This is a genomic window from Catellatospora sp. KI3, from assembly GCF_029948125.1.
Taxonomy (GTDB): Bacteria; Actinomycetota; Actinomycetes; order Mycobacteriales; family Micromonosporaceae; genus Catellatospora.
The window spans coordinates 1-19,508 of the sequence record NZ_JASAMB010000026.1 but is presented as its reverse complement, the minus strand read 5'-3'; the positions used below and the strand labels follow the sequence as shown (position 1 = coordinate 19,508).

The 19,508-nt window shown below is 72.1% G+C and carries 17 protein-coding genes; 5 read left to right on the top strand and 12 right to left on the bottom strand.

Annotation, left to right across the window (positions count from 1 at the left end):
• The first annotated feature begins 100 nt into the window (after positions 1 to 100).
• Complete coding sequence (locus tag QEZ54_RS30720) at positions 101 to 1,117, top strand: LacI family DNA-binding transcriptional regulator (RefSeq protein ID WP_281308243.1); 1,017 nt, start codon at positions 101 to 103, stop codon at positions 1,115 to 1,117.
• 78 nt (positions 1,118 to 1,195) lie between these two features.
• On the opposite strand, the gene QEZ54_RS30715 is transcribed toward QEZ54_RS30720, so the two are convergent.
• Positions 1,196 to 2,842: a fibronectin type III domain-containing protein gene (locus QEZ54_RS30715; protein ID WP_281308242.1), complete on the bottom strand. Its 1,647-nt coding sequence runs from the start codon at positions 2,840 to 2,842 to the stop codon at positions 1,196 to 1,198.
• Positions 2,843 to 3,125: 283 nt separating this feature from the next.
• Here QEZ54_RS30715 and QEZ54_RS30710 point away from each other — a divergent pair, with 283 nt between their 5' ends.
• Complete coding sequence (locus QEZ54_RS30710) at positions 3,126 to 4,565, top strand: RICIN domain-containing protein (protein WP_281308241.1); 1,440 nt, start codon at positions 3,126 to 3,128, stop codon at positions 4,563 to 4,565.
• A 51-nt stretch (positions 4,566 to 4,616) separates the two neighbouring features.
• Here the strand turns inward: QEZ54_RS30710 and QEZ54_RS30705 are convergent, their stop codons facing one another.
• Together QEZ54_RS30705 and QEZ54_RS30700 are read right to left on the bottom strand one after the other, a co-directional pair.
• Positions 4,617 to 5,312: a copper homeostasis protein CutC gene (locus tag QEZ54_RS30705; protein ID WP_281308240.1), complete on the bottom strand. Its 696-nt coding sequence runs from the start codon at positions 5,310 to 5,312 to the stop codon at positions 4,617 to 4,619.
• An 85-nt stretch (positions 5,313 to 5,397) separates the two neighbouring features.
• The gene (locus QEZ54_RS30700) at positions 5,398 to 7,248 is read right to left on the bottom strand and encodes a glycosyltransferase family 39 protein (protein ID WP_281308239.1); all 1,851 of its coding nucleotides are present in this window, start codon (positions 7,246 to 7,248) and stop codon (positions 5,398 to 5,400) included.
• Between the two features lie 200 nt (positions 7,249 to 7,448).
• On the opposite strand from QEZ54_RS30700, the gene QEZ54_RS30695 reads away from it, so the two are divergent.
• Positions 7,449 to 9,011, top strand: a complete 1,563-nt coding sequence (locus QEZ54_RS30695) for an amidohydrolase (RefSeq protein ID WP_281308238.1) — start codon at positions 7,449 to 7,451, stop codon at positions 9,009 to 9,011.
• A gap of 141 nt (positions 9,012 to 9,152) precedes the next feature.
• Here QEZ54_RS30695 and QEZ54_RS30690 read toward each other — a convergent pair whose 3' ends face one another.
• The 6 genes from QEZ54_RS30690 to QEZ54_RS30665 form a co-directional block, all read right to left on the bottom strand.
• The gene (locus QEZ54_RS30690) at positions 9,153 to 10,298 is read right to left on the bottom strand and encodes an RICIN domain-containing protein (RefSeq protein ID WP_281308237.1); all 1,146 of its coding nucleotides are present in this window, start codon (positions 10,296 to 10,298) and stop codon (positions 9,153 to 9,155) included.
• Positions 10,295 to 10,522: a hypothetical protein gene (locus QEZ54_RS30685; RefSeq protein ID WP_281308236.1), complete on the bottom strand. Its 228-nt coding sequence runs from the start codon at positions 10,520 to 10,522 to the stop codon at positions 10,295 to 10,297. The genes QEZ54_RS30690 and QEZ54_RS30685 overlap by 4 nt, the downstream gene beginning before the upstream one ends.
• A gap of 195 nt (positions 10,523 to 10,717) precedes the next feature.
• Complete coding sequence (locus QEZ54_RS30680; RefSeq protein WP_281308235.1) at positions 10,718 to 11,812, bottom strand: winged helix DNA-binding domain-containing protein; 1,095 nt, start codon at positions 11,810 to 11,812, stop codon at positions 10,718 to 10,720.
• Between the two features lie 108 nt (positions 11,813 to 11,920).
• A complete protein-coding gene (locus tag QEZ54_RS30675; protein ID WP_281308234.1) occupies positions 11,921 to 13,048 on the bottom strand; it encodes a ThiF family adenylyltransferase in 1,128 nt (375 codons plus the stop codon).
• Positions 13,049 to 13,059: 11 nt separating this feature from the next.
• Positions 13,060 to 13,683 carry a GNAT family protein gene (locus tag QEZ54_RS30670; protein WP_281308233.1) on the bottom strand — a complete coding sequence of 208 codons (624 nt, stop codon included), beginning with the start codon at positions 13,681 to 13,683 and terminating at the stop codon, positions 13,060 to 13,062.
• A 205-nt stretch (positions 13,684 to 13,888) separates the two neighbouring features.
• Positions 13,889 to 14,248, bottom strand: a complete 360-nt coding sequence (locus QEZ54_RS30665; RefSeq protein ID WP_281308232.1) for a helix-turn-helix domain-containing protein — start codon at positions 14,246 to 14,248, stop codon at positions 13,889 to 13,891.
• A 101-nt stretch (positions 14,249 to 14,349) separates the two neighbouring features.
• Here QEZ54_RS30665 and QEZ54_RS30660 point away from each other — a divergent pair, with 101 nt between their 5' ends.
• On the top strand, positions 14,350 to 14,979 hold the full coding sequence (locus tag QEZ54_RS30660; RefSeq protein ID WP_281308231.1) for an NAD(P)H-binding protein: 630 nt from the start codon (positions 14,350 to 14,352) through the stop codon (positions 14,977 to 14,979).
• Positions 14,980 to 15,006: 27 nt separating this feature from the next.
• A complete protein-coding gene (locus tag QEZ54_RS30655) occupies positions 15,007 to 15,558 on the top strand; it encodes a sugar O-acetyltransferase (protein WP_281308230.1) in 552 nt (183 codons plus the stop codon).
• Between the two features lie 44 nt (positions 15,559 to 15,602).
• Here QEZ54_RS30655 and QEZ54_RS30650 read toward each other — a convergent pair whose 3' ends face one another.
• From QEZ54_RS30650 to QEZ54_RS30640, 3 genes are all read right to left on the bottom strand, one after another.
• The gene (locus QEZ54_RS30650; RefSeq protein WP_281308229.1) at positions 15,603 to 17,096 is read right to left on the bottom strand and encodes an arabinofuranosidase catalytic domain-containing protein; all 1,494 of its coding nucleotides are present in this window, start codon (positions 17,094 to 17,096) and stop codon (positions 15,603 to 15,605) included.
• A gap of 268 nt (positions 17,097 to 17,364) precedes the next feature.
• Positions 17,365 to 18,903, bottom strand: coding sequence for an alpha-N-arabinofuranosidase (locus QEZ54_RS30645; RefSeq protein WP_281308228.1), 1,539 nt, complete (start codon positions 18,901 to 18,903; stop codon positions 17,365 to 17,367).
• A gap of 95 nt (positions 18,904 to 18,998) precedes the next feature.
• Positions 18,999 to 19,508, bottom strand: a 510-nt coding sequence (locus tag QEZ54_RS30640; protein ID WP_281308227.1) for an RICIN domain-containing protein, incomplete at its 5' end; no start/stop codon positions are given.

Here is a 19,508-nt window from a genome sequence, read left to right as displayed (position 1 = left end):
TGATAGTGTCACCGTCGTCGGACAGGCGTCAAGCACCGGTTCGGATTCGTTACACCGCATCATCGCGCCCGGCGGCGGGCGTCACCGGAAGGAGCGCGCGATGGGCCGGCCGAAGGCCCGCGTGTCGATGGCCGACGTGGCCCGGCTCGCCGGCGTCTCCTCGCAGACCGTCTCCCGCGTCTCCACCGGTCATCCCGGCGTGGTCGGCAGCACCCGCCAGCAGGTCCTCGACGCCATGAAGGAGCTGGGCTACCGGCCCAACAGCGCGGCCCGGGCCCTGAAGAGCGGCCAGTTCCGCACCATCGGCGTCATCCTGTTCACCCTGTCCACCACCGGCAACAGCCGCACGCTGGAGGCGATCGCCACCCACGCGGCGCTCGAGGGGTACGCCATCACCCTCATCCCGGTCGCCGTGCCGACCCAGGACAGCGTGCTCGGCGCCTTCACCAGACTGGGCGAGCTCGCCGTGGACGGCGTCATCGTGATCATGGAGGTGCACCTGCTCGACTCGGCGACGGTGACCCTGCCCCCGCACGTGCAGGTGGTGGTCGTCGACTCCGACGCGGGTGACCGGTACACCGTGGTGGACACCGACCAGGCCGACGGCGCCCGGCAGGCGGTGACGCACCTGCTGGACCTGGGCCACCGCACGGTGTGGCACGTCACCGGCCCCGAGGAGTCCTTCGCCGGCGAGCGGCGCGCCCAGGCCTGGCGCGACACGCTCACCGCCGCCGGGCGGGAGGTGCCCCCGCCGCTGCGCGGCGACTGGTCGGCCGAGTCCGGCTACCGGGCCGGCCTGCGGCTGGCCGACGAACCGGACTGCACCGCGGTCTTCGCCGCCAACGACCAGATGGCCCTGGGCGTGCTGCGCGCCCTGCACGAGCGGGGCCGTGCCGTGCCCGCACAGATCAGCGTGGTGGGCTTCGACGACATCCCGGAGTCCGGCTCGTTCATCCCGCCGCTGACCACGGTCCACCAGGACTTCGCCGAGGTCGGCCGCCACTGCGTGCAGGGCATCCTGCGCCAGATCGAGCACGGCGAGACCGAGCACGGCACCACGCTCGTGCCCACCCGCCTGGTGGTCCGGGCCAGCACCGCGCCGCCCCGACCGGCCTGACCACGGCGCCGCACGGGGCACCGCCGGGCCGGGTTGCCGCGGGCCCTGGGCTCGGGCTCGCGGCAACCCGGCACCGGCTCACGAGACGGCGCAGGCGCCTGCGTTGATCGTGAAGGCGGTGGGCCTGGGGTTGGCGCCGCTGTAGCTGCCGCTGAAGCCGATGGAGAACGAGGCGCCCGGCTGCAGGGTCGCGTTCCAGCCGAGGTTCGTCGCCGTGACGTCAGGGCTGCCCGGCGGCTGGGTCCAGTTCGCGTTCCAGCCCTGCACCACCCGCTGCGAGGAGGGGAAGCTGAAGCGCAGGGTCCAACCGGACAGGGCGGTGCTGCCGGTGTTGGTGACGGTGACGGTCGCGGTGAAGCCGGAGCCGTTGCCCCAGTCGGCCACGGTGTACCCGACCGCGCAGGTCCGGGGCACGGCCGAAGTGCTGAAACCCACCGTCGCCGACGGTCCGGACAGGACTCCGCCGGTGTCGCGGGCGCGCACCCGCACGGAGTACGCCGTGCCCGGGGTCAGCCCGGTCAGGGTCGCGGTCGTTGTGGTCGCGTTGGGCGTGACCGCGATCGGGGTCTCCGTGGCGCCGTCCAGGCGGAATACGACGTACCCCGCCAGCGGTGCCGTGCCCGGCGTCGCGGCGGTCCAGGTCAGGGTGGCACCGGTGGGCGTGATCGCGGAGACGCCGGGGTTGCCCGGTGCCGTCGGCGGTAGCGCCGCCGGGGTCTGCACCACGATCGTCGTCGCGGGGCCGACCAGGCCGGCGGTGTCCACCGCCCGTACCGCGAAGGCGTTGGCCGTGCCCGGCGACAGGCCGGTGACCAGGCAGCCGAGCGGATTCACCCCGACGCAGGTGTACCGGTATCCGTTGACGAGCACCTCGTACCCGCTGATCGGGTTGGTTCCCGCGGTCGCCGCGGTCCAGGTGAGCGAGACGCTGCCCGGCGTCACGTCGCCCGCGGTCAGGTTCACGGGCGAGCCCGGCGGGACGGGCTGCCCCGTCACGGTGCACGGGTGGTCGTTGATGCTGAAGTCGGTCGGCGGCGGGTTGCCGCCGGCGCTGTAGGTGCCCGTGAAGTTCACCGACCTGGTGCCGCCGGACAGCAGCGGACCGGCGCCGCTGGACCACAGCGACACGAACGTCTGGCGCCAGCGCGTCCCGCTCTGCTGGAAACCCCACTCCGGGTTTATCCGCTGTCCGGAGGCGAGGGCGAACCCCAGGGTCCACTCCTGCCAGACCCCGGGGGTCAGGTTGGTCATGGCGACCTGGGCGGAGAACGAGCCGCCGCCGGAGCTGACCGGCTGGTAGACCACCGAGCACATGCTGCCGGCGGTGTACGCGAGTGTCCGCACGCCCGCCGCAGGCGACGCGGCGGACCAGTTGCCCGCGGCGTCGGTGGCCACGACGGTGAACGTGTAGCCGTTGTTCGGGGTGAGGTCCCGGATCGTGAGCGTGGTGGCGGGGCCGGAGGTGCTCTCGACCCACGTTCCGCCGGTGGGCAGCGTCCGGCGGATCAGGTACCCGCTGACGCCGGTGTCGTCGGTGGATGCTTGCCAGGTCAGGGTCAGGGCGAACGGTGTGACCTGGGAGAAGGTCGGAGCACCGGGTGCGGTGGGTGCCGCGGTGTCCGCGGCCGCGTGCGCGGCGGGCGCGGACACCAGCGACATCACGGCGATCGCCAGCAGCGCGACGGCGGTGCGCGGCGACCGGAGCCTCGTTTCGGAAGACGGCATGGCGAAGATCTCCTGCAGAGTGAGGAGTGACCAGTGGGGATACACGCCCGGTGGCTCGCCGCTGCCTACAGCATAGGTCCAGATCGGACCAATGTCATCGAGCATCGTCGCTGTCTGGATGTCGGCGCCCCCGTCGCGGTTGGCAGCCCCGAGTTCTTGGCGAACGGCGGGCGCTGTGCCAGTATCACGTTCATAAATGTTCGCGCTAACATTTCGCCAATCACCGCAAATTCCGCAGGAGGCGGGTCTGCCCGGGCCCGCCCTACCCGAAGAAGGTGAAGCAATGCTCCGTCCCGCTCGACGCGGCGCGGCATGCCTGTTCGCGCTCCTGCTCACCGGCGCCACCCTGCTGACCGCCCCCTCCCCCGCGACCGCCGCACCGGTCACCGTCACCAACGGCACCCAGTTCACCGACACCGCCGGCAGCGTGCTGCACGCCCACGGCGGCGGCATGCTGAAGGTCGGCGACTACTACTACTGGTTCGGCGAGAACCGCAACCCCAACGGCACGTTCAAGGCCGTCTCGGTCTACCGCTCGACCGACCTGCGCAACTGGGAGTTCCGCAACAACGTGCTCACCCAGTCCTCGGCCGCCGAACTCAACGTCGCCAACATCGAACGTCCCAAGGTCGTCTACAACAGCGCGACCGGCCGGTACGTGATGTGGATGCACAAGGAGAACGGATCCGACTACGGCGAGGCGCGCGCCGCCGTCGCCTCCTCGGCCACGGTCGACGGCGCCTACACCTACCACGGCAGCTTCCGGCCGCTGGGCCAGCACATGTCCCGCGACATCACGCTCTACAACGACAACGGCACCGCTTACATGATCTCGGCGGCCGACGAGAACTACGACCTGCACATCTACCGGCTCACCGCGGACTACCTCAGCGTGAGCACGCTGGTCGGCAACTTCTGGAACGACGCGCACCGCGAGGCCCCGGCCCTGTTCAAACGCGGCAGCACCTACTTCATGCTGACCTCGGCGGCCACCGGCTGGAGCCCGAACCAGGCCAAGTACGCCACCGCGAGCAGCATCTCCGGTCCGTGGACCGGCTGGACCAATGTGGGCGACGGCACCACGTTCGGCTCGCAGCCCGCGTACGTGCTGCCGGTCCAGGGCACGGCGGGCACGAGCTACCTCTACCTGGGCGACCGCTGGGCCGGCGCCTGGGGCGGCCCCGTCAACGACTCCCAGTACGTGTGGCTGCCGATCGCCTTCCCGACCGCCACCAGCATGAGCCTGACCTGGTACCCCCAGATCACGATCGACGCGGCGGCCGGCACCGTCAGCGGCGTCGCGGCGACGGTGTACCGGATCACCAACCGCAACAGCGGCAAGGTCATGGACGTCGTGAGCAGCTCCACCGCCAACAGCGCCGAAGTCAAGCAGTGGAGCTGGAACGGCGGCGGCAACCAGAAGTGGTCCTTCCAGGACGCCGGCGGCGGCTGGTTCCGCATCGTCAACGCCAACAGCGGCAAGTGCCTGGACGTCGCCTCGGCCTCGACCGCCGACGGCGCCAACATCATCCAGTACAGCTGCGGCACCGGCACCAACCAGCAGTGGCAGTGGCAGGCCACCGGCGGCTACTACCGGCTCGTCGCCCGGCACAGCGGCAAGTGCCTGGACGTGGTCGGCTCCGGCACCGGCGACGGCAGCGACATCCAGCAGTACAGCTGCGGCAGCGGCAACAACCAGCAGTGGTCGCGGACCCAGTCCTGAACCGCGGCGGCCGGGTGTCGGCGGGTGCCGACCTGCCGACACCCGCACCCGTCAGTGCGTGCGGACGGCGTCCACGACCCGGCGCACCTCGGCGGCGTCGGTGGCCTCGCGGCCGTCGCGCCGCACCGGTGCGCGCAGGTGCAGCTCGCGCGCGCCGGTCTCGGTGAGCACCTGCCGGACGTTGTGCGAGCGGATGCCGCCCCCGGCGATGACGCGCAGCCGGTCGCCGGCCCGCTGCCGCAGCGCGGCGATGCGTACGGCACCGTCCAGCGCGGTGGGCGCTCCGCCGGAGGTCAGGACCGCGTCCGCGCCGAGCCCGATGATCTGGTCGAGCGCCTCGAACTGGTCACTGACCTCGTCGAACGCCTTGTGCACGGTCACCGGCAGCGGCCCGGCCGCCTCGATCAGGCGGCCCAGGACGGGCAGGTCCAGGCGGCCGTCGGCGACGGCACCGACGACCACCCCGAGCGGCAGCCCGCGCGGATTGGGCAGCGCGCGCAGCGCGGCGATGTCGGCGAGCATCACCTGCTCCTCGACCTCGCTCACCCGGAAGTCCCCGCCGCGGGCCCGGACCATCACCCGCAATCCGGCCGTGGTCAGCGTGCGCAGGGCGATCGCGACCGCGCCGAGGCTCGGCGTGGTGCCGCCCTGGCCCAGGTCGGCGCAGAGTTCGAGCCGGTGCGCCCCGGCCGCCTCCGCCACCAGCGCGGTCGGCACGTCGCTGACGCAGATCTCCACCGTGGTCACCGGAGCAATGTATCGCCGTGCCCGGCACCCGGTCGGACCGAGTCCTCGCGATACCACCCCTCGGCACCGAGGCGGATCGCCCCCGCTACGAGCTGCGCGACCCGTGCCTGGGCGGCGCGCTCGCACGACCGCCCCCGGTGGGCCCGCAGTCGTAGACAGACGGCTCCCCGGTTCCGCCGTAGGCCGCCGGATCGATCGGCGCGCAGTGCGAGCCGACCCACCGGGCGAGCGCCGACCGCAGGTTCCGGTGCGGGTCGAACTGGACGTAGCGGACCCGGTTCCGGGCGACGAGCTCGGCCAGCGTGGCCGGCGCGGGGAACGGCACGTTCCCGCTGTAGCCGCCCATGGTGAAGACGGAGTACCCGGCCAGCAGGTACTGCCCGGCGATCTTGGAGCCCTGGGCGGCGAGCAGGTAGCGGCGGCCCTCGCGCCTTTCGGCGAGATAGTCCGCGAGTCCGAGGGGCGGCACGACGCCCGCCACCCTCACCCCGTCGGTGTGGCGGCCCGCCTCGGCGGGCCTGGGGTCGATGCCGTCGTGGACCGACACCGCCCATGCGGCCGGACCGCCGAACACGGCGAGCGCGGCGGCTGCGGCGACGGCGAGCCCGGCGACGCGCCGGACCTGGCTGTGCCCGGCGAGGTGGCGCGGCAGCGACGGGCGCCCGATCGCCAGGGCGAGCCCGACGGCGGCGAGCGCGCCGGCGCAGAGCACGGCCTCGGGCAGCCATGGCATGTCCTGCGGGTGGTCCGCGGCCAGGTGCCAGGACCAGGCGGTGCTCACGGCCGCGGCCGCCGGGAGGACCCAGCGCAGCCGGGGCCGCGCCCGCCACGTCCACAGCCGCACCGCGCCGGCCCCGGCCAGGGCCGCCACCGGCGGGGCGACGGCGATGACGTAGTACTTGTGCGCCATGCTGCCGAGGCTGAACGCGGCCGCGTAGACCCCCAGCCAGCCGGCCCACAGCAGGTATCCGGCGCGGAGCTGGTCGGTGCGGGCGGCCCGGCCGCGCCAGGCGAGGCCCGCGGCCAGGCCGAGCAGAGCCAGCGGGTACAGCCAGCCCACCTCGACCGCGACCGGGGCCGCCAGCAGCGTCCTCCACCCCAGCGGGACCCCGTCGGCGGCGTAGCCCATGCCCCCGTCGCCGAACCGGTGCAGCGCGTTGTAGCCGAACACCATGGACAGCGGGGAGTTGTCGACGGTTCCGTCGATGAAGGGCCGGTCCGCGGCCGGGACGAGCAGCACCGCCGCGATCCACGGGCCCGACGCGGCCGCGGCGGTCACCGCCGCCAGCGCGAGGTGGGCCGCGCGCGTACGCAGCGGGTTCGGCGCCGCGACCAGGTAGAGCAGGCCGAAGACCGGCAGCAGTGCCCACGCCTGGACCATCTTCACCCCGAACGCGAGGCCGACGGCGAGGCCGCAGCCCAGCAGCGGCGCGAGCCGGCCGCGGGTGACCGCGCGGTGCCAGGCGTTCGCGGCGACGAGCAGCAGGGCGATCAGGGCCATGTCGGCGAACTGGGTCCGGGCCAGCGCCGCGACGACGGGTGTGGTGGCCAGGGCCGCGGCCGCGACCAGGCCGGCAGCCGGGCTGTGCCAGCGCGATACGAGCCGGTAGAGGACCCAGACGGCCGCCGCCGCCGCGAGGACCTGCGGCAGCAGCACCGCCCAGTGGTGGAAGCCGAACAGCCTGGCCGACAGGGCCTGCAGCTGGAAGGCGCCGGGCAGCTTGTCCAGGGTCAGGTTGCCCTCGGGGTCGAAGGCCCCGTACCACCAGCAGCGCCAACTGGACGCCATGCTCCTGACCGCCGGCCCGTAGTAAGGGTGCAGCCGGGCGAGGTCCAGGTGCCAGGCGTAACCCGCGGCGGCGAGCGTCACCAGGAGAAGTGACAGCGGCCGGGCCCACCGCGGTCGGCCGCCCGGCGACATCCACTCGCTCCCCATCCGGCGATTACAGCCGCCGGCCGACGCGCAGCGCGGCGAACACGCCGCACGGTCGGCCCGCCGATCGGGTCACAGCACCCGTTCGGGCCCCACGTGCCCGGCACAGCGGGGCGACCAGGGCGGACCCTGATAGAGTGCGCCCCGGATACTGAGCCGGGCCCGCTGGGGCCGCCAGGGCGAAGCCGGTATGGTCTGCTCGCGTGAGCATCGTGGTCTTCCGCAACGCGGCCATCCACACCGGCGACGACCGGCGGCCGACCGCCCAGGCCCTCGCCGTGCGAGACGGCGAACTGGTGTCCGTCGGGTCGGAGGCCGAGGTCCGGGCCGCGACCGGACCGGGCGCGGAGCTCGTCGACCTCGACGGCGCCGCGGTGATCCCCGGGTTCTACGACGGTCACATCCACACCGCGCAGTACGCCCACAGCCTCACCACGGTCGACCTGTCCGGGACGCGCTCGCTGGCGCAGGCCCTGGAGCGGATCGCAGCCCGCGCGGCAGGCCTGCCGCCAGGCGAGTGGCTGCTCGGCGGCCGCTGGAACAGCAACGTCTGGGAGCCGCCGGTCCAGCCGGACCGGCACGCCCTCGACGCGGTGTGCCCCGACAACCCGGTCGCGCTGACCACCGTCGACGTCCACACGCTCTGGGTGAACTCGGCCGCGCTGCGGGCGGCGGGGATCGGCGCCTCGACCCCCGACCCGGTCGGCGGGCACATCGTCCGCGACGACGCGGGCCGTCCGACCGGGATCCTGCGCGAGACCGCCACCGAGCCGCTGCGCCGGTTCACGGCCGCCGACGACCTCGGCAGCCTGCTGCGCACCGCCCAGGAGCGGCTGCTGGCGCTGGGCATCACCAGCGTGCACGACATCGACGGCGAGGACTGCCGGGCGGCGTACCTGCGGATGCGGGCCGAGGGCGAGCTGAAGCTGCGGGTGCACAAGGCGATCCGGCTGGAGCATCTGGAGACGGCCCTGGCCGAGGGCCGCCGGACCGGGCAGGGCGACGACTGGTTCCGCACCGGCCCGCTGAAGGTGTTCAGCGACGGGGCGCTGGGTTCGCACACCTGCCACATGAGCAGGCCGATGCGCGGCGGCGACCACGGCATCGCGATCGTGCCCTACGACGAGCTGCTGCGCCTGTTCCGCACCGCGGCCGGCGCGGGGATCGCCGTGGCCACCCACGCCATCGGCGACCAGGCCAACCACCTGGTGCTCGATGCGTACGAGGAGCTCGGTCCGACGCCCGGACTGCGGCACCGGATCGAGCACGCGCAGCACCTGCAGCGGCGTGACGTGGCACGGCTGGCGCGGCTCGGCGTGGTCGCGTCGATGCAGCCGGTCCACTGCACCAGCGACATCGACCTGGTCGACTCGCTGCTGGCCGGGCACGACCTGGCCTCGTACGCCTGGCGGGACCTGCTCGACGCCGGAGCCGCGCTGGCCTTCGGCTCCGACGCGCCGGTGGAGGACCCGGACCCGTTCGCCGCCCTGTACGCGGCGGTGACCCGGACCCGCCCCGACGGCAGCCCGGTCGGCGGTTGGCAGCCCGAGCAGCGGATCACCATGGCCGAGGCGATCCGGGCGCACACGGTCGGCGCCGCCTACGCCGCCGGTGAGGACGGCCGCAAGGGCCTGCTGGTGCCGGGGATGCTCGCCGACTTCGCCGTGCTCGACACCGACCTCTACCGGGAGTCGCCCGAGGCGGTCCTGCGTACGCGGGTGCTGTCGACGGTCGTCGGCGGCGAGGTCCGCTGGAGCGCGGCGTAGCCGCCGCGTCGACCCCGGCCGTGCCAGCGGCCGGGGTCGACGCCTGTTCTCATGATCCGGTACGTGCCGGCCGCGCCCTCGCCGCACAGGTCGAACGACATCCACCGGCAGTGGTAGCCCCCGTGCTCACGAGGTGGGCAGCTACGGCTGGGCCACCAGCCGGAACGACTGCGCTCCGGTGCCGTTGCAGGTGTACTGCACCAGCTGCACGCTGTCCGCGGTCGAGGCGTTCGGGACGTCGAGGCACTTGCCACTGTGCACGGACACGAAGTGGTAGTAGCCGCCGCCCTCGGCCACCGGGGTCCACTGCTGGTTGCCGCCGCCGACGTAGCCCCACAGGTGCACGACCGCGTTGTCGGCGGCCGACACCCCGCTCACGTCCAGGACCTGGGCGGAGTTGTTCCGGTTGTTGACCCGGACGTCGCTGCCGCTCGTGGGCTGGAAGAGGTACTGCTGGGCGTAGGTGTTGTTGCAGGTGTACTGCTGGATCGCGGTGCCGTTGGCGGTGCCCGAGGCACGGGCGTCGACACACTTGCCGCTGTTCTTGTTGACGATGCTGTACCAGGTGCTGGACGGGATCGTGCCGCCGCCACCGCCGCCGGGCTCGGTGCAGGTGCCGCCGGTGCCCACCGCGTCCACGTGCGTGGTGCCCAGGCTCCGGTAGGCGTTGACCCGGTTGCGGGCGACGTCGCCCGAGATCACCTCGTTGCCGGCGAAGTAGAGCCAGTCCACCTGCTGGATGTAGGTGCTGCGCCCGCCGGTGTGGCCGGAGCTGTCGATGAACCACAGATTGTAGTTGATCGACATCGGGGTCTCGGGGTAGAACTTGTCGCCGTGGTCGGCGACCAGCGCGCCGTCGATGAAGTACTTGACCCGGCCGCCGCTGACCTGCGCCACCAGGTCGTGCCAGCCGTCGTAGCTGCGGCGCTGCACGGCATGGACGTTGTCGGCGACCCACGGGTCGGGCTGGTAGGTCTCCCAGGTGGTCTCGAAGAACGCCGAGCCCGTCTCGCCCCAGCCGCCGTTGGCCAGGTACTCGAAGTCCATCTCGCCGTAGCTCGGATCCATCGGGTACGCCAGCGGGGTGATCGTGAAGAAGGTCTCCACGATCCGGTCGCCGTCGTTGCCGGACACCGGCGCGTCGGTGAAGCGGACGCGGCTGGCATAGGTGCCCTCGAAGAACTTCCGCTGGTGGTAGATCTCCGTCTGCGCCGTACCGGCGCCGGTGCCGTCGGTGTAGGACGACAGCTGGAGGACCTTCTGCCCGTCCGCGACGGGGAACGTCACGTTGGCCGGCAGCCAGGAGGCCCCGGGGATGCCCGGTCCGCCGCCCCGCCGCGGACCGTCCAGTGGTGCGCGGCCAGCGCCGGGTCGCTCGACGAGCTGTACTGGAAGTCGTCGAACAGGACGCTGCAGCTGGCAGCGGCCGCGGGCAAGGGCTGGGCGACACTGACCAGCCCGGCGGCGAGCAGCAGGACCGCCGCACTCGACACAGCGGGTTTTCGGAACATGAGGACCTCCGGGGGACGGCGAGCATTATGTTCACGGCTCGATCGAGACAGTGAAAATTATGACTGCCACTTGGCCGGAGTCAATACTTTTTAGATGAGCAATCGCTCTCCGAAAACGACTTCTACAAGAGCAAGACTTCGTGAAAGCGCTCTCCATAGGAGAACGCGCGGCAGTCCCGTCCGAACGACGGCCGCTCACCAGCGGGAGTTGAACCTGACCTCGCGGCGGGTGGCATCGGCGGCGGCGAAGGCGAGCAGCCGCTCGCCTTCCTCGGTCAACTCGTGCACGTCGCGGGTGGGGATCTGGAACAGCGGCCGCACCACGAGCGTCGCCACGCCCTTGCGCCGGGTGATCTGCCACAGCGCCCGGACGAAGCCGTCGACCAGCACCGTCCCCGGGACGACGCCGGGCACGGCGAACACGTCACGGCGGTCCCGGTCGTCCAGGATGCGCCTGGTGTCGTGGTGGGAGACCAGGACCGCGTCGAAGTCGGCGAGGTAGCGGGCCGGCGCGGGGGTGTCCTCGTGCGGCAGCGGAGCGTCGGGCAGGTCGAGCAGCTCCACGCCGTCCTCGTCCCGGTAGGCGACCAGCCGGCTGCCCAGGCCGTCGACGATCTCGCCCAGCCCGGTCAGCCCCGACCAGGCCTCCATGTCGGCGACGGCGGCCGGCCCGAACGCGCGCAGATAGCGCACCACCAGCTCGCCCGCTGTCAGCCGCGGCGCCCCGGCGGTGCCGAGCCAGTGCTCGGCGCTGGTGTACGCCGACTGGCCGACCGCGCCCCACAGCCCGTGCGGCGGCACCTGCACCAGCGGCACGGCGGCCCGCACGGCCGCGGCGAGGGCGGCCGGGTCCGCCTGCGGCCAGGGACCGGCGAGTTCGGCGCCCAGCTCCTTCAGCGTGTACGGGCGCTGCTCGACCAGCTCCCGCCCGGCGGCGGCCACCCGCGCCGGATCCGCGCCCCGCAGCCGCTCGCGCGCCGCCGCGTCCAGGTGGCGGCCCTGCACCGGCTGCAGCAGCGGGCGCAGGTCCGTCGCGTCGCGAGCGCTGACCAGGTGCACCGTGCCGCACATCAGCGCCAGCCGCACCGCCGCACGGGAGGCGGCCAGCGCCGACAGGTCCTCGATCGCGAAGCTCTCCAGCCGCGTCCACAGCCCGAGGTACGGCGGGTTCGGCGCCTGGGCGGGCAGGCCGACCAGGTGCTCGAGCGCCGCCAGCGGGTCCATCGGCACGCGCTCGAGCAGCAGCTGCCGCGCCAGCAGCGCACGGTTCAGGTCACGGCGGGTCAGCACAGACGGATCATTTCACGGTGGCCGGAGACCCGGTCGCACCGGCGCACCGGCCGGGCGCCCTCCTCGGCGTCCGGCCGGTCTCACCCGCCCGGGCTGCGGTCCGGCCGCTCACACCGGGTCGGCCCCCGCGCCGTCGCGGATCAGCTGATCCAGGTCGACGTAGAACCGGCCCGACTCGCGCAGCTCGCCCAGCAGCACCCGCCGGGCCGCGTCGGCGACCAGGGCCCCGCCCAGACCGACCCCGGAGGCCAGCTGCGGCCAGCTGCTCAGCTCGACGCCGATGCGCGGAATCGAGGCGGCGAGCTTGGGGCTGATCTCGCCGATCATCTTGAGCACGTTCTCGATCACCTCGGCGCGGCTGAGCTCGGCCAGGTCGGCCGAGCCGATCGGGCCGAGGATGCCGTGCAGCAGCGGCCGGTCGGGCTCCAGGTCGAAGCGCTCGATGTCGAGCATGCCCCGGTCGTTGGTGTCCATCAGGACCGGGATGCGGCAGCTGCGCGCCCATTCGCGGGCGGCCAGTTTGACGCGCGGCTCGTCGCACTCCTCGACCAGCAGGTCGATCGGGCCGCTGCCGCCCAGGAAGAACCGCTTGATGTTGTTGTCGTGCAGCCCGTCGGGGTAGACGTCCACGTCGAGGTAGGGGTCGAGCTCGAACAGCTGCCGGGCCGCGATGACGGTCTTGTTGACGCCCAGGTCGTGCACGCCGGCGCGAAGCCGGTTGAGGTTCGACAGCGCCAGGGTGTCGAAGTCCGCGAGGGTGAACGCGGTCGCGATGCCCTCGGTGGCCAGGGTCAGCGCGGCGCTGTTGCCCACCGACAGCCCGATGACGCCGATGCGGCGGCCCGCGAGACTGCGCTGCTGCTCACGGCTGATCTTCCCCCGGTTGCGGTCGGTGCGCAGCAGCCGGAAGTCGTCGCGGTCCAGCAGGTGCACCAGCCGCCCCGACCACGGGTAGAAAACCCAGGTGCCGGCCTGCCACAGCGGCGCACCGCCCAGGTACTCGGCCGCCAGGCGGGCGAGCTGGTCGCGATCGCCCTTCAGCGGCGGGTGCAGCGTGGCGACCAGGTCGGCCACCTGCTCGGCGAAGGTGTCGCAGACCTCGCGTGCCCGGCCGGAGCGCAGCAGCGCCTCGAACCGGTGCCGGTCGCCTTCGTCGCCCAGGCGCAGCAGTTCCGGACGCCAGGCGAGCACGTCGCCTTCGCGTTCCCGCTCCGACAGCAGCTCCGGGATGGTCACCTGTCCTCCTCTCAGACGAGCCCGGCCGGGCCTGAGGCCGACAGCGCGGCGGGGCCGGTCGACTCCATGATGGACACCTCGGCCCCGTCGGGTTTCCACTCGTGGGCCAGCACCGAGTAGCTGACCACGTCGTGCCATACCCCCTGGGTGTGGAACAGTTCGCGCATGAAGCCCTCCTGCACCAGGCCCAGGCGGGTCATCCGCTCGTGCATGCGCAGATAGTCGGTCCGCCTGCCGCCCCAGATACGGTGCAGCGCGAGCGGGCCGAACCCGTACGCCATCAGCAGGCGGGAGGCGGTCACGCCCCGTCCCACGCCCGGGGACTCCGGGATCACGATGAGGCCGCCGAGCATGGCGTTGCGGCCGTACTCCTCCACCAGCAGCCGCACCACGCCGACCAGGTCGGGTGCCCCGTCGACGGTGATGGCCAGGGTGTACTGGGTGCGGGGCGTGCGGCGGGCCGCGGCCAGATGCGTTCTCAGCGCCTCTGGCACCTGGTCGGACGTCAGCTTGTCGAATCCCATGAACTGGGTCAGCTCGGGATCGGTGTAGAGGCGGGTCAGCGCGGGAAGGTCCTGCTCGCACAGCTCCCGCAGGACGATGTCGCCACCGTCGATGGTCACCGGAAAGGGCACTCGCCACCCCTTTGATCTGATGAGCCCCCATAGCCATTACTTCGATCTCCGCTGATCTGTTGCAGCGTAGGGGGACGCGGCGGCGGGCCGCCTCAGCCAGCCGGGCAGGGCCATCGAACCACGTCGACACATGGATGCGCCGCGCGGTCGGCGCGGGCGCACAGTCGGCTCAGTGGCCGCCTGTCTCCCGAGGCAGCGGCGCTCCTCAGCGGTCGGCGAGGACGCCTTCGCGGGCGTCGAGCAGTTCGTCCCAGTGCTCCCGGGCCCAGGCGCATGCCGCGTCCATCGGGGCGACCATGCTGCGGCCGAGCGGAGTCAGCTCGTACGCGACCTGCCTTCCCGCGACGCTGCGGCGCACCAGGCCGTCGCGTTCCATCGTGCGCAGCGACTTGGTCAGCACCTTCGCGGTGACGCCGCGCAGCGGCACCCGCAGTTCGGAGAAGCGGCGCGGGCCGTGCTCCAGGCAGCGCACCACCATGCCGGTCCACTTGTCGCCGAACCGGATCGGCGACAGATCGGACGGACAGATCTCGTCGAACATGTCCGGGGCCAGGGGTTCGATCACCCGGGCGATGGTAGCCGGTATCCGAACGGATACCACGTACCCGGATACCGTCCGCCCCGGAGGCCGGGGCGTGCCCGGCCAGCACCCTGAGGAGTGACGCCATGCGCAGGATCGTGGTCTTCGGAGCCGGAGGCCGGGCGGGCCGGGCCGTCGCGGCCGAGGCGCGGCGGCGGGGCCACCAGGTGACGGCGGTGGTACGGCACCCCGCGCGCCACCCTGGCCTCGCCGCCGACGGCATCGCGGCCGGTGACGTCACCGACCCGGCCGACGTGGCGCGGGTCGCCGCCGGGCACGACGCGGCCGTGCACGCCGCCGTCGATCTCACCGCCGACCCGGGCACGTTCTTCCCGGCTGCCGCACACGCCCTGCTCGACGGGCTGCCGCGGGCCGGAGTCGGCCGCCTCGTGACCGTCGGCCTGGCCTCGGTACTGGACACCGCCGCCGGCACCCCGCTGATGGACACCCCCGGCTATCCCCAGGAGTACCGGTCCTTCTACCTCGGCCACGCGGCGGGCACGGCCGTGCTCCGCGCTGCGGAGACCGACCTGGACTGGCTGGTGCTCAGCCCGGCCGGAGACTTCGACCATGCCGCCGCAGGCACCGGTCGGCACCGCCTCGCCCCGGCCGACGCGGCCAGCCGCATCAGCTACCCGGATTTCGCGGTGGCGGTGGTGGACGAGATCGAGAACCCGACGCACCACCGCATCCATCTGGGCATCGAGGCCGGGTGAGATCCGCCGGCCGTGCCACAATCGTCCGTGCGCAACGAGCAACGCCTGCAGACGGGGACGGCCGAGTCGCGGGCCTTCGCGCAGCGCGTGCAGCTCGCGATGAGCCTGTCCGCGCGTCTCAACCTGCTGCCGTTCGACGATCTGGACGGGCGCAGAGCGCTGCTCACGGAGATCTTCGGCAGGCCCGTACCGGATTCGCTGTCGATCCTGCCGCCGTTCCACTGCGACTACGGGCTCGGCGCGTCGTTCGGCGAGCGGGTGTTCATCAACCAGGGCTGCTACTTCCTCGACTACGGGGGCATCAAAATCGGCGACCGGGTCCTGATCGGGCCCGGCGTGACCCTGAGCACTGCGGGGCACCCCGTCGAGCTGCACGAACGCCTCGACTTCATCACGCACGCACCGATCGTCATCGAGGATGACGTGTGGATCGGCGCCGCCGTCACGGTCACCCCCGGGGTGACGATCGGCCGGGGCTCGGTGGTGGGCGCGGGTGCGGTGGTCGCGAAGGACGTGCCGCCGCTGAGCGTGGTGACGGCGACGAGCATCGTCGAGCGCAGGCGCCTGAAGCCGGCGTGAAGCGGGCTGTGGCGCGGTCGGGCGACCGCGCCACAGCGCTCACGCTACGGAGCGATGGACCAGAGCTGGCAGGTGTTGTTGAGCCACATCCACATCTGCACCTTGGTGCCGTTGGCGGTGCCGCAGTTCTGGCCGTCCAGGACCATGCCGCTGTTCTCGACCACCAGTTCGTAGCGGCCGTTGCCGGCGGGGATCACCGCCCACTGCTGGCAGGTGTTGCCCAGCGAGTCCCACAGGTTCGTGGCGGTGCCGAGGGCCTGCCCGCAGTTGACCGCGTCCAGGACCCGGTTGGCGTTGACGTTGGTGACGGTCCACTTGTTCGGGCCGACGTTGTTGAAGCGCCACTGCTGGCAGGCGTTGCCCAGCGACTGCCACAGCTGGATCCCCGTACCGTTGCCGGTGCCGCAGTTGACGGCGTCGAGCACCTTGCCGCTGGCGAGGTTCGTGAGCCGGTACGTGGCCCCGTTCACCGGGAACGTCACGCTCTTGCCGTAGCCGACCGACACGATGTTGGCCTGCACCGAGTTCTCGGTGGCGTCGCTGGGGTAGCCGCTGGTCATGACGCCCTCGAAGAAGGAGCCGACCGAGCCGTTGCTGTTGTCGCCGCCGATGCCGAGGATGATCGCGCCCTGCTTGGTCATCGGCTTGTAGCCCGCCTGGGTCGGCAGCCCGCCGTTGTACTGGGTCTTGAGGCCGCCGGACTGGGCGTCGCCGTCCTTGATCGCGTACGTGGTGGTGCCGTTGTTCTTCAGCATCGCGGTCACGAACGCGCTGCTGCGGCCGGTGTTCGCGGTCCAGGAGCCGTTGCCGCCCGCGAACAGGCCGTTCTCCAGGTCGGCCGCCACGCGCGGGCCCGCCGCGCAGGGCGAGAACCAGCACAGCTTGCCGAAGTAGATCGCGTCCATGTCGCCGTTGCCGGTGTCCATGTTGTTGGTCTCGGCGTTGCCGTAGTCGAAGCAGCAGCGGTCGTTGACGTGCGTGCCCTCGGTCACCATGTACATGCCCTCGGGCTGGCTGCCGGTGGCGATGCCGTTGGTCGCGTTGTTGCGGTAGCCGTTGCCGGCCGAGATGTAGACGCCGTAGACCTTGTGGCCGCCCGCGGTCACCGGCAGCGCGGCGGCGTTGGCGCCCTGGTCGGCGGTCGGGTTGGCGCCGCCGCCGGGGGCGATGGTGAGGTCGTTGTGGCGCGAGGTCTGGTCGTAGATCCGCACGATGGTGCAGTACGTGCCGGAGCAGAAGGAGTCCTGGGTCGCCGCGTTGGCGTAGCCGCCGGCGGCGAGCACGCCGACGTTGGTCGTGGCGCCGTCGGACCAGCGCCGGACCTGGTAGAGCGCGCCGCTGTAGGTGCCGAACAGGGCCCGGGTGGTGCTGTGCGCGGCGACGCAGGGGGTGCCGCCGGAGGCGTAGATGTCGCACGGGCCGGTGGTCGCGGCCAGCGAGGTGCCCGCGCCGGTGAGCAGGCCCGCGACGAGTGCCGCCGCGGTGGCCACCGCGAGCGCGGCCGTACGCAGGTGCCGATGCTTCTGATCGAGTGCCATTGCTTCCTCTTCCGTTGCGGTGGGGGACTTGGGGACCGCCGTCCGGGCATGGTTCATCGCGCGTCGGTGGACGACGCGCTGCGGTCCGGTTGGTCCGTCAGTTCGGGTTCGCTGCGGCGAGAGCAAAGTGGTCGACGTAGGCGCCTGCTCGGTGCGGCTTGCGGGACCTCCCTCGGTTGAGAGCGCCCACACCTTCCCGGGCGCCGAAAACGTTCGACGCTATGTGCGCGCTAACATACATCGGCGGAAATGTGCGCGCAACACTCGGTCAACCGGTTCGACTCGCGGACTCCAGTCGGATCACGTTCCAGGACACCGGCGCGAGCGCGACCGTGAACCCGTCGCGATCGGTCGACACCGACGGGTTGGACCGTGGCGACACCCGCTCGGGCGCGTCGGCGGTGTTGCGCGCGTACGGGTCCCGCGACGTGAGCACGGACGCCTCGACGACCCGCATCGAACCCATCGGCCGGGTGTCGATCGCCAGCGACAGCGGAGTGTCCAGTGAGCGGTTCACCGCGAAGACCGTGGTGCCGGTGGTCTCCGGGTCGTGGGTGGCGACCGCGTGCAAGACGGGCACCTCGCCGTACTCGGTCGTGGGGTAGGTGGGCGAGGTCGGCTCCACGCGCAGCACCTCGCCGGCGGCATGGCGGGACGCCTGGGCGAAGGGGTGGAAGGTGGTCTGCCGCCACGCCCGGCCGCCGGGTTCCGTCATGATCGGGGCGATCACGTTGACGAGCTGGGCCAGACTCGCGGCCGTGACCCGGTCGCTGTGCCGCAGCAGCGTGATGAGCAGGCTGCCCACGACGACCGCGTCGGCCACGTGGTAATGGTCCTCCAGCAGCCGCGGTGCCACCGGCCAGTCCGCTTCCCGCGGGGTCTGCGAGGCCGGCTGGTCCATGTACCAGACGTTCCACTCGTCGAATGAGATCATCAGGCGCTTGTCGGCGCGCCGCTTCGCCCGGACGTGGTCGGCGGTGGCCACCACGTCGTTGATGAAGCGTTCCATGTTGACCGCGCTGGCCAGGAAGCCGGCCAGGTCGCCGTCCTTCTCCTGGTAGTAGGCGTGGCAGGAGACGAAGTCGACCAGGTCGTACGCGTGCTCCAGGACCGTGGCCTCCCACTGCCCGAAGGTCGGCATGCCCGACCCCGAGCTGCCGCAGGCCACCAGCTCCAGCCCCGGGTCGATCATGCGCATGGCCCGCGCGGTCTCCGCCGCCAGGCGCCCGTACTCCCCGGCGGTCTTGTGGCCTATCTGCCAGGGGCCGTCCATCTCGTTGCCCAGGCACCACATCCGGATGCCGTGCGGCTGCGGGGCGCCGTTGGCCACGCGCAGGTCCGACAGCCGCGTCCCGGACGGGAAGTTGCAGTATTCCAGCAGGTCGACCGCCTCCTGGATGCCACGCGTGCCGAGGTTGACCGCCATCATCGGTTCGACGCCGGCCTTGCCGGTCCAGCGGATGAACTCGTCCAGCCCGAACGTGTTCGGCTCGGTGCTGTGCCAGGCGAGGTCCAGCCTCGTCGGCCGGTGCTGGACCGGGCCGATGCCGTCCTCCCAGCGGTACCCGGAGACGAAGTTGCCGCCCGGATAGCGCACCGTGCTGACGCCCAGTTCCCGCACCAGCTCGATCACGTCGGTGCGCAGCCCGTCGGCGTCGGCGCCGGGATGGTCCGGCTCGAAGATGCCCGTGTACACGCACCGGCCCAGGTGCTCCACGAACGCGCCGAAGGTGCGCCGGGACACCGGTGCGATCCGCAACGCCGGGTCGAGGGTGAGCCGGGCGGTAGCTGGAGCGGGATGGGTCATGTCGGTCCTCGTCGGTGGTCGGGCGCGGTGGCGGGGCGCCGTCGACCCGGACCGGTGCTCCCGGTCCGGGTCGACGGTTGACGCTCTGGCGTCGGTCAGGAGCTGGCTACCAGGCTGAAGCGCTGGTTGGCCTGGCCGTTGCAGTCGTAGATCTGGACCTGGGCACCGTTGGCGGTGCTCCACACGTCAAGACAACGTCCGGACTGCACACCGGTGATGGTGCCGTTGGAGTTGACGTTCCACTGCTGGTTGGCCTGGTTGTTGCAGCTGTAGATCTGCACCGCCGAGCCGTTGCCGGAGCCGGCCGCGTCCAGGCACATGGAGCCGTAGACCTTCAGCTGCCTGCTGGAGGTGTAGGTCCACTGCTGGTTGGTCAGGCCGTGGCAGTCGTACAGCTGCACCCGCGTGCCGTTGCTCTGGGACGAGTTGGGCACGTCGACGCATCGGCCCGACTGGGCCCCCACGATCCGGCCGGCCCCGCCCGACGGAGGCGGCGAGGAGGACGGCGCGGGCGACGGGGACGCCGTGGACGACGGCTGCGGGTTGGCGGAGTTGAGGACGTTGAGGACGGAGATGTACGCCGCCTTCGCCCCGCCCCCGCTGTT

Coding starts and splice junctions, on each gene's coding strand:
- QEZ54_RS30645 (WP_281308228.1), bottom strand. CDS start 18,903: ATGACCCATCCCGCTCCAGCTACCGCCCGGCTCACCCTCGACCCGGCG.
- QEZ54_RS30700 (WP_281308239.1), bottom strand. CDS start 7,248: ATGGGGAGCGAGTGGATGTCGCCGGGCGGCCGACCGCGGTGGGCCCGG.
- QEZ54_RS30650 (WP_281308229.1), bottom strand. CDS start 17,096: ATGGCACTCGATCAGAAGCATCGGCACCTGCGTACGGCCGCGCTCGCG.
- QEZ54_RS30660 (WP_281308231.1), top strand. CDS start 14,350: ATGCGCAGGATCGTGGTCTTCGGAGCCGGAGGCCGGGCGGGCCGGGCC.
- QEZ54_RS30715 (WP_281308242.1), bottom strand. CDS start 2,842: ATGCCGTCTTCCGAAACGAGGCTCCGGTCGCCGCGCACCGCCGTCGCG.
- QEZ54_RS30710 (WP_281308241.1), top strand. CDS start 3,126: ATGCTCCGTCCCGCTCGACGCGGCGCGGCATGCCTGTTCGCGCTCCTG.
- QEZ54_RS30720 (WP_281308243.1), top strand. CDS start 101: ATGGGCCGGCCGAAGGCCCGCGTGTCGATGGCCGACGTGGCCCGGCTC.
- QEZ54_RS30685 (WP_281308236.1), bottom strand. CDS start 10,522: ATGTTCCGAAAACCCGCTGTGTCGAGTGCGGCGGTCCTGCTGCTCGCC.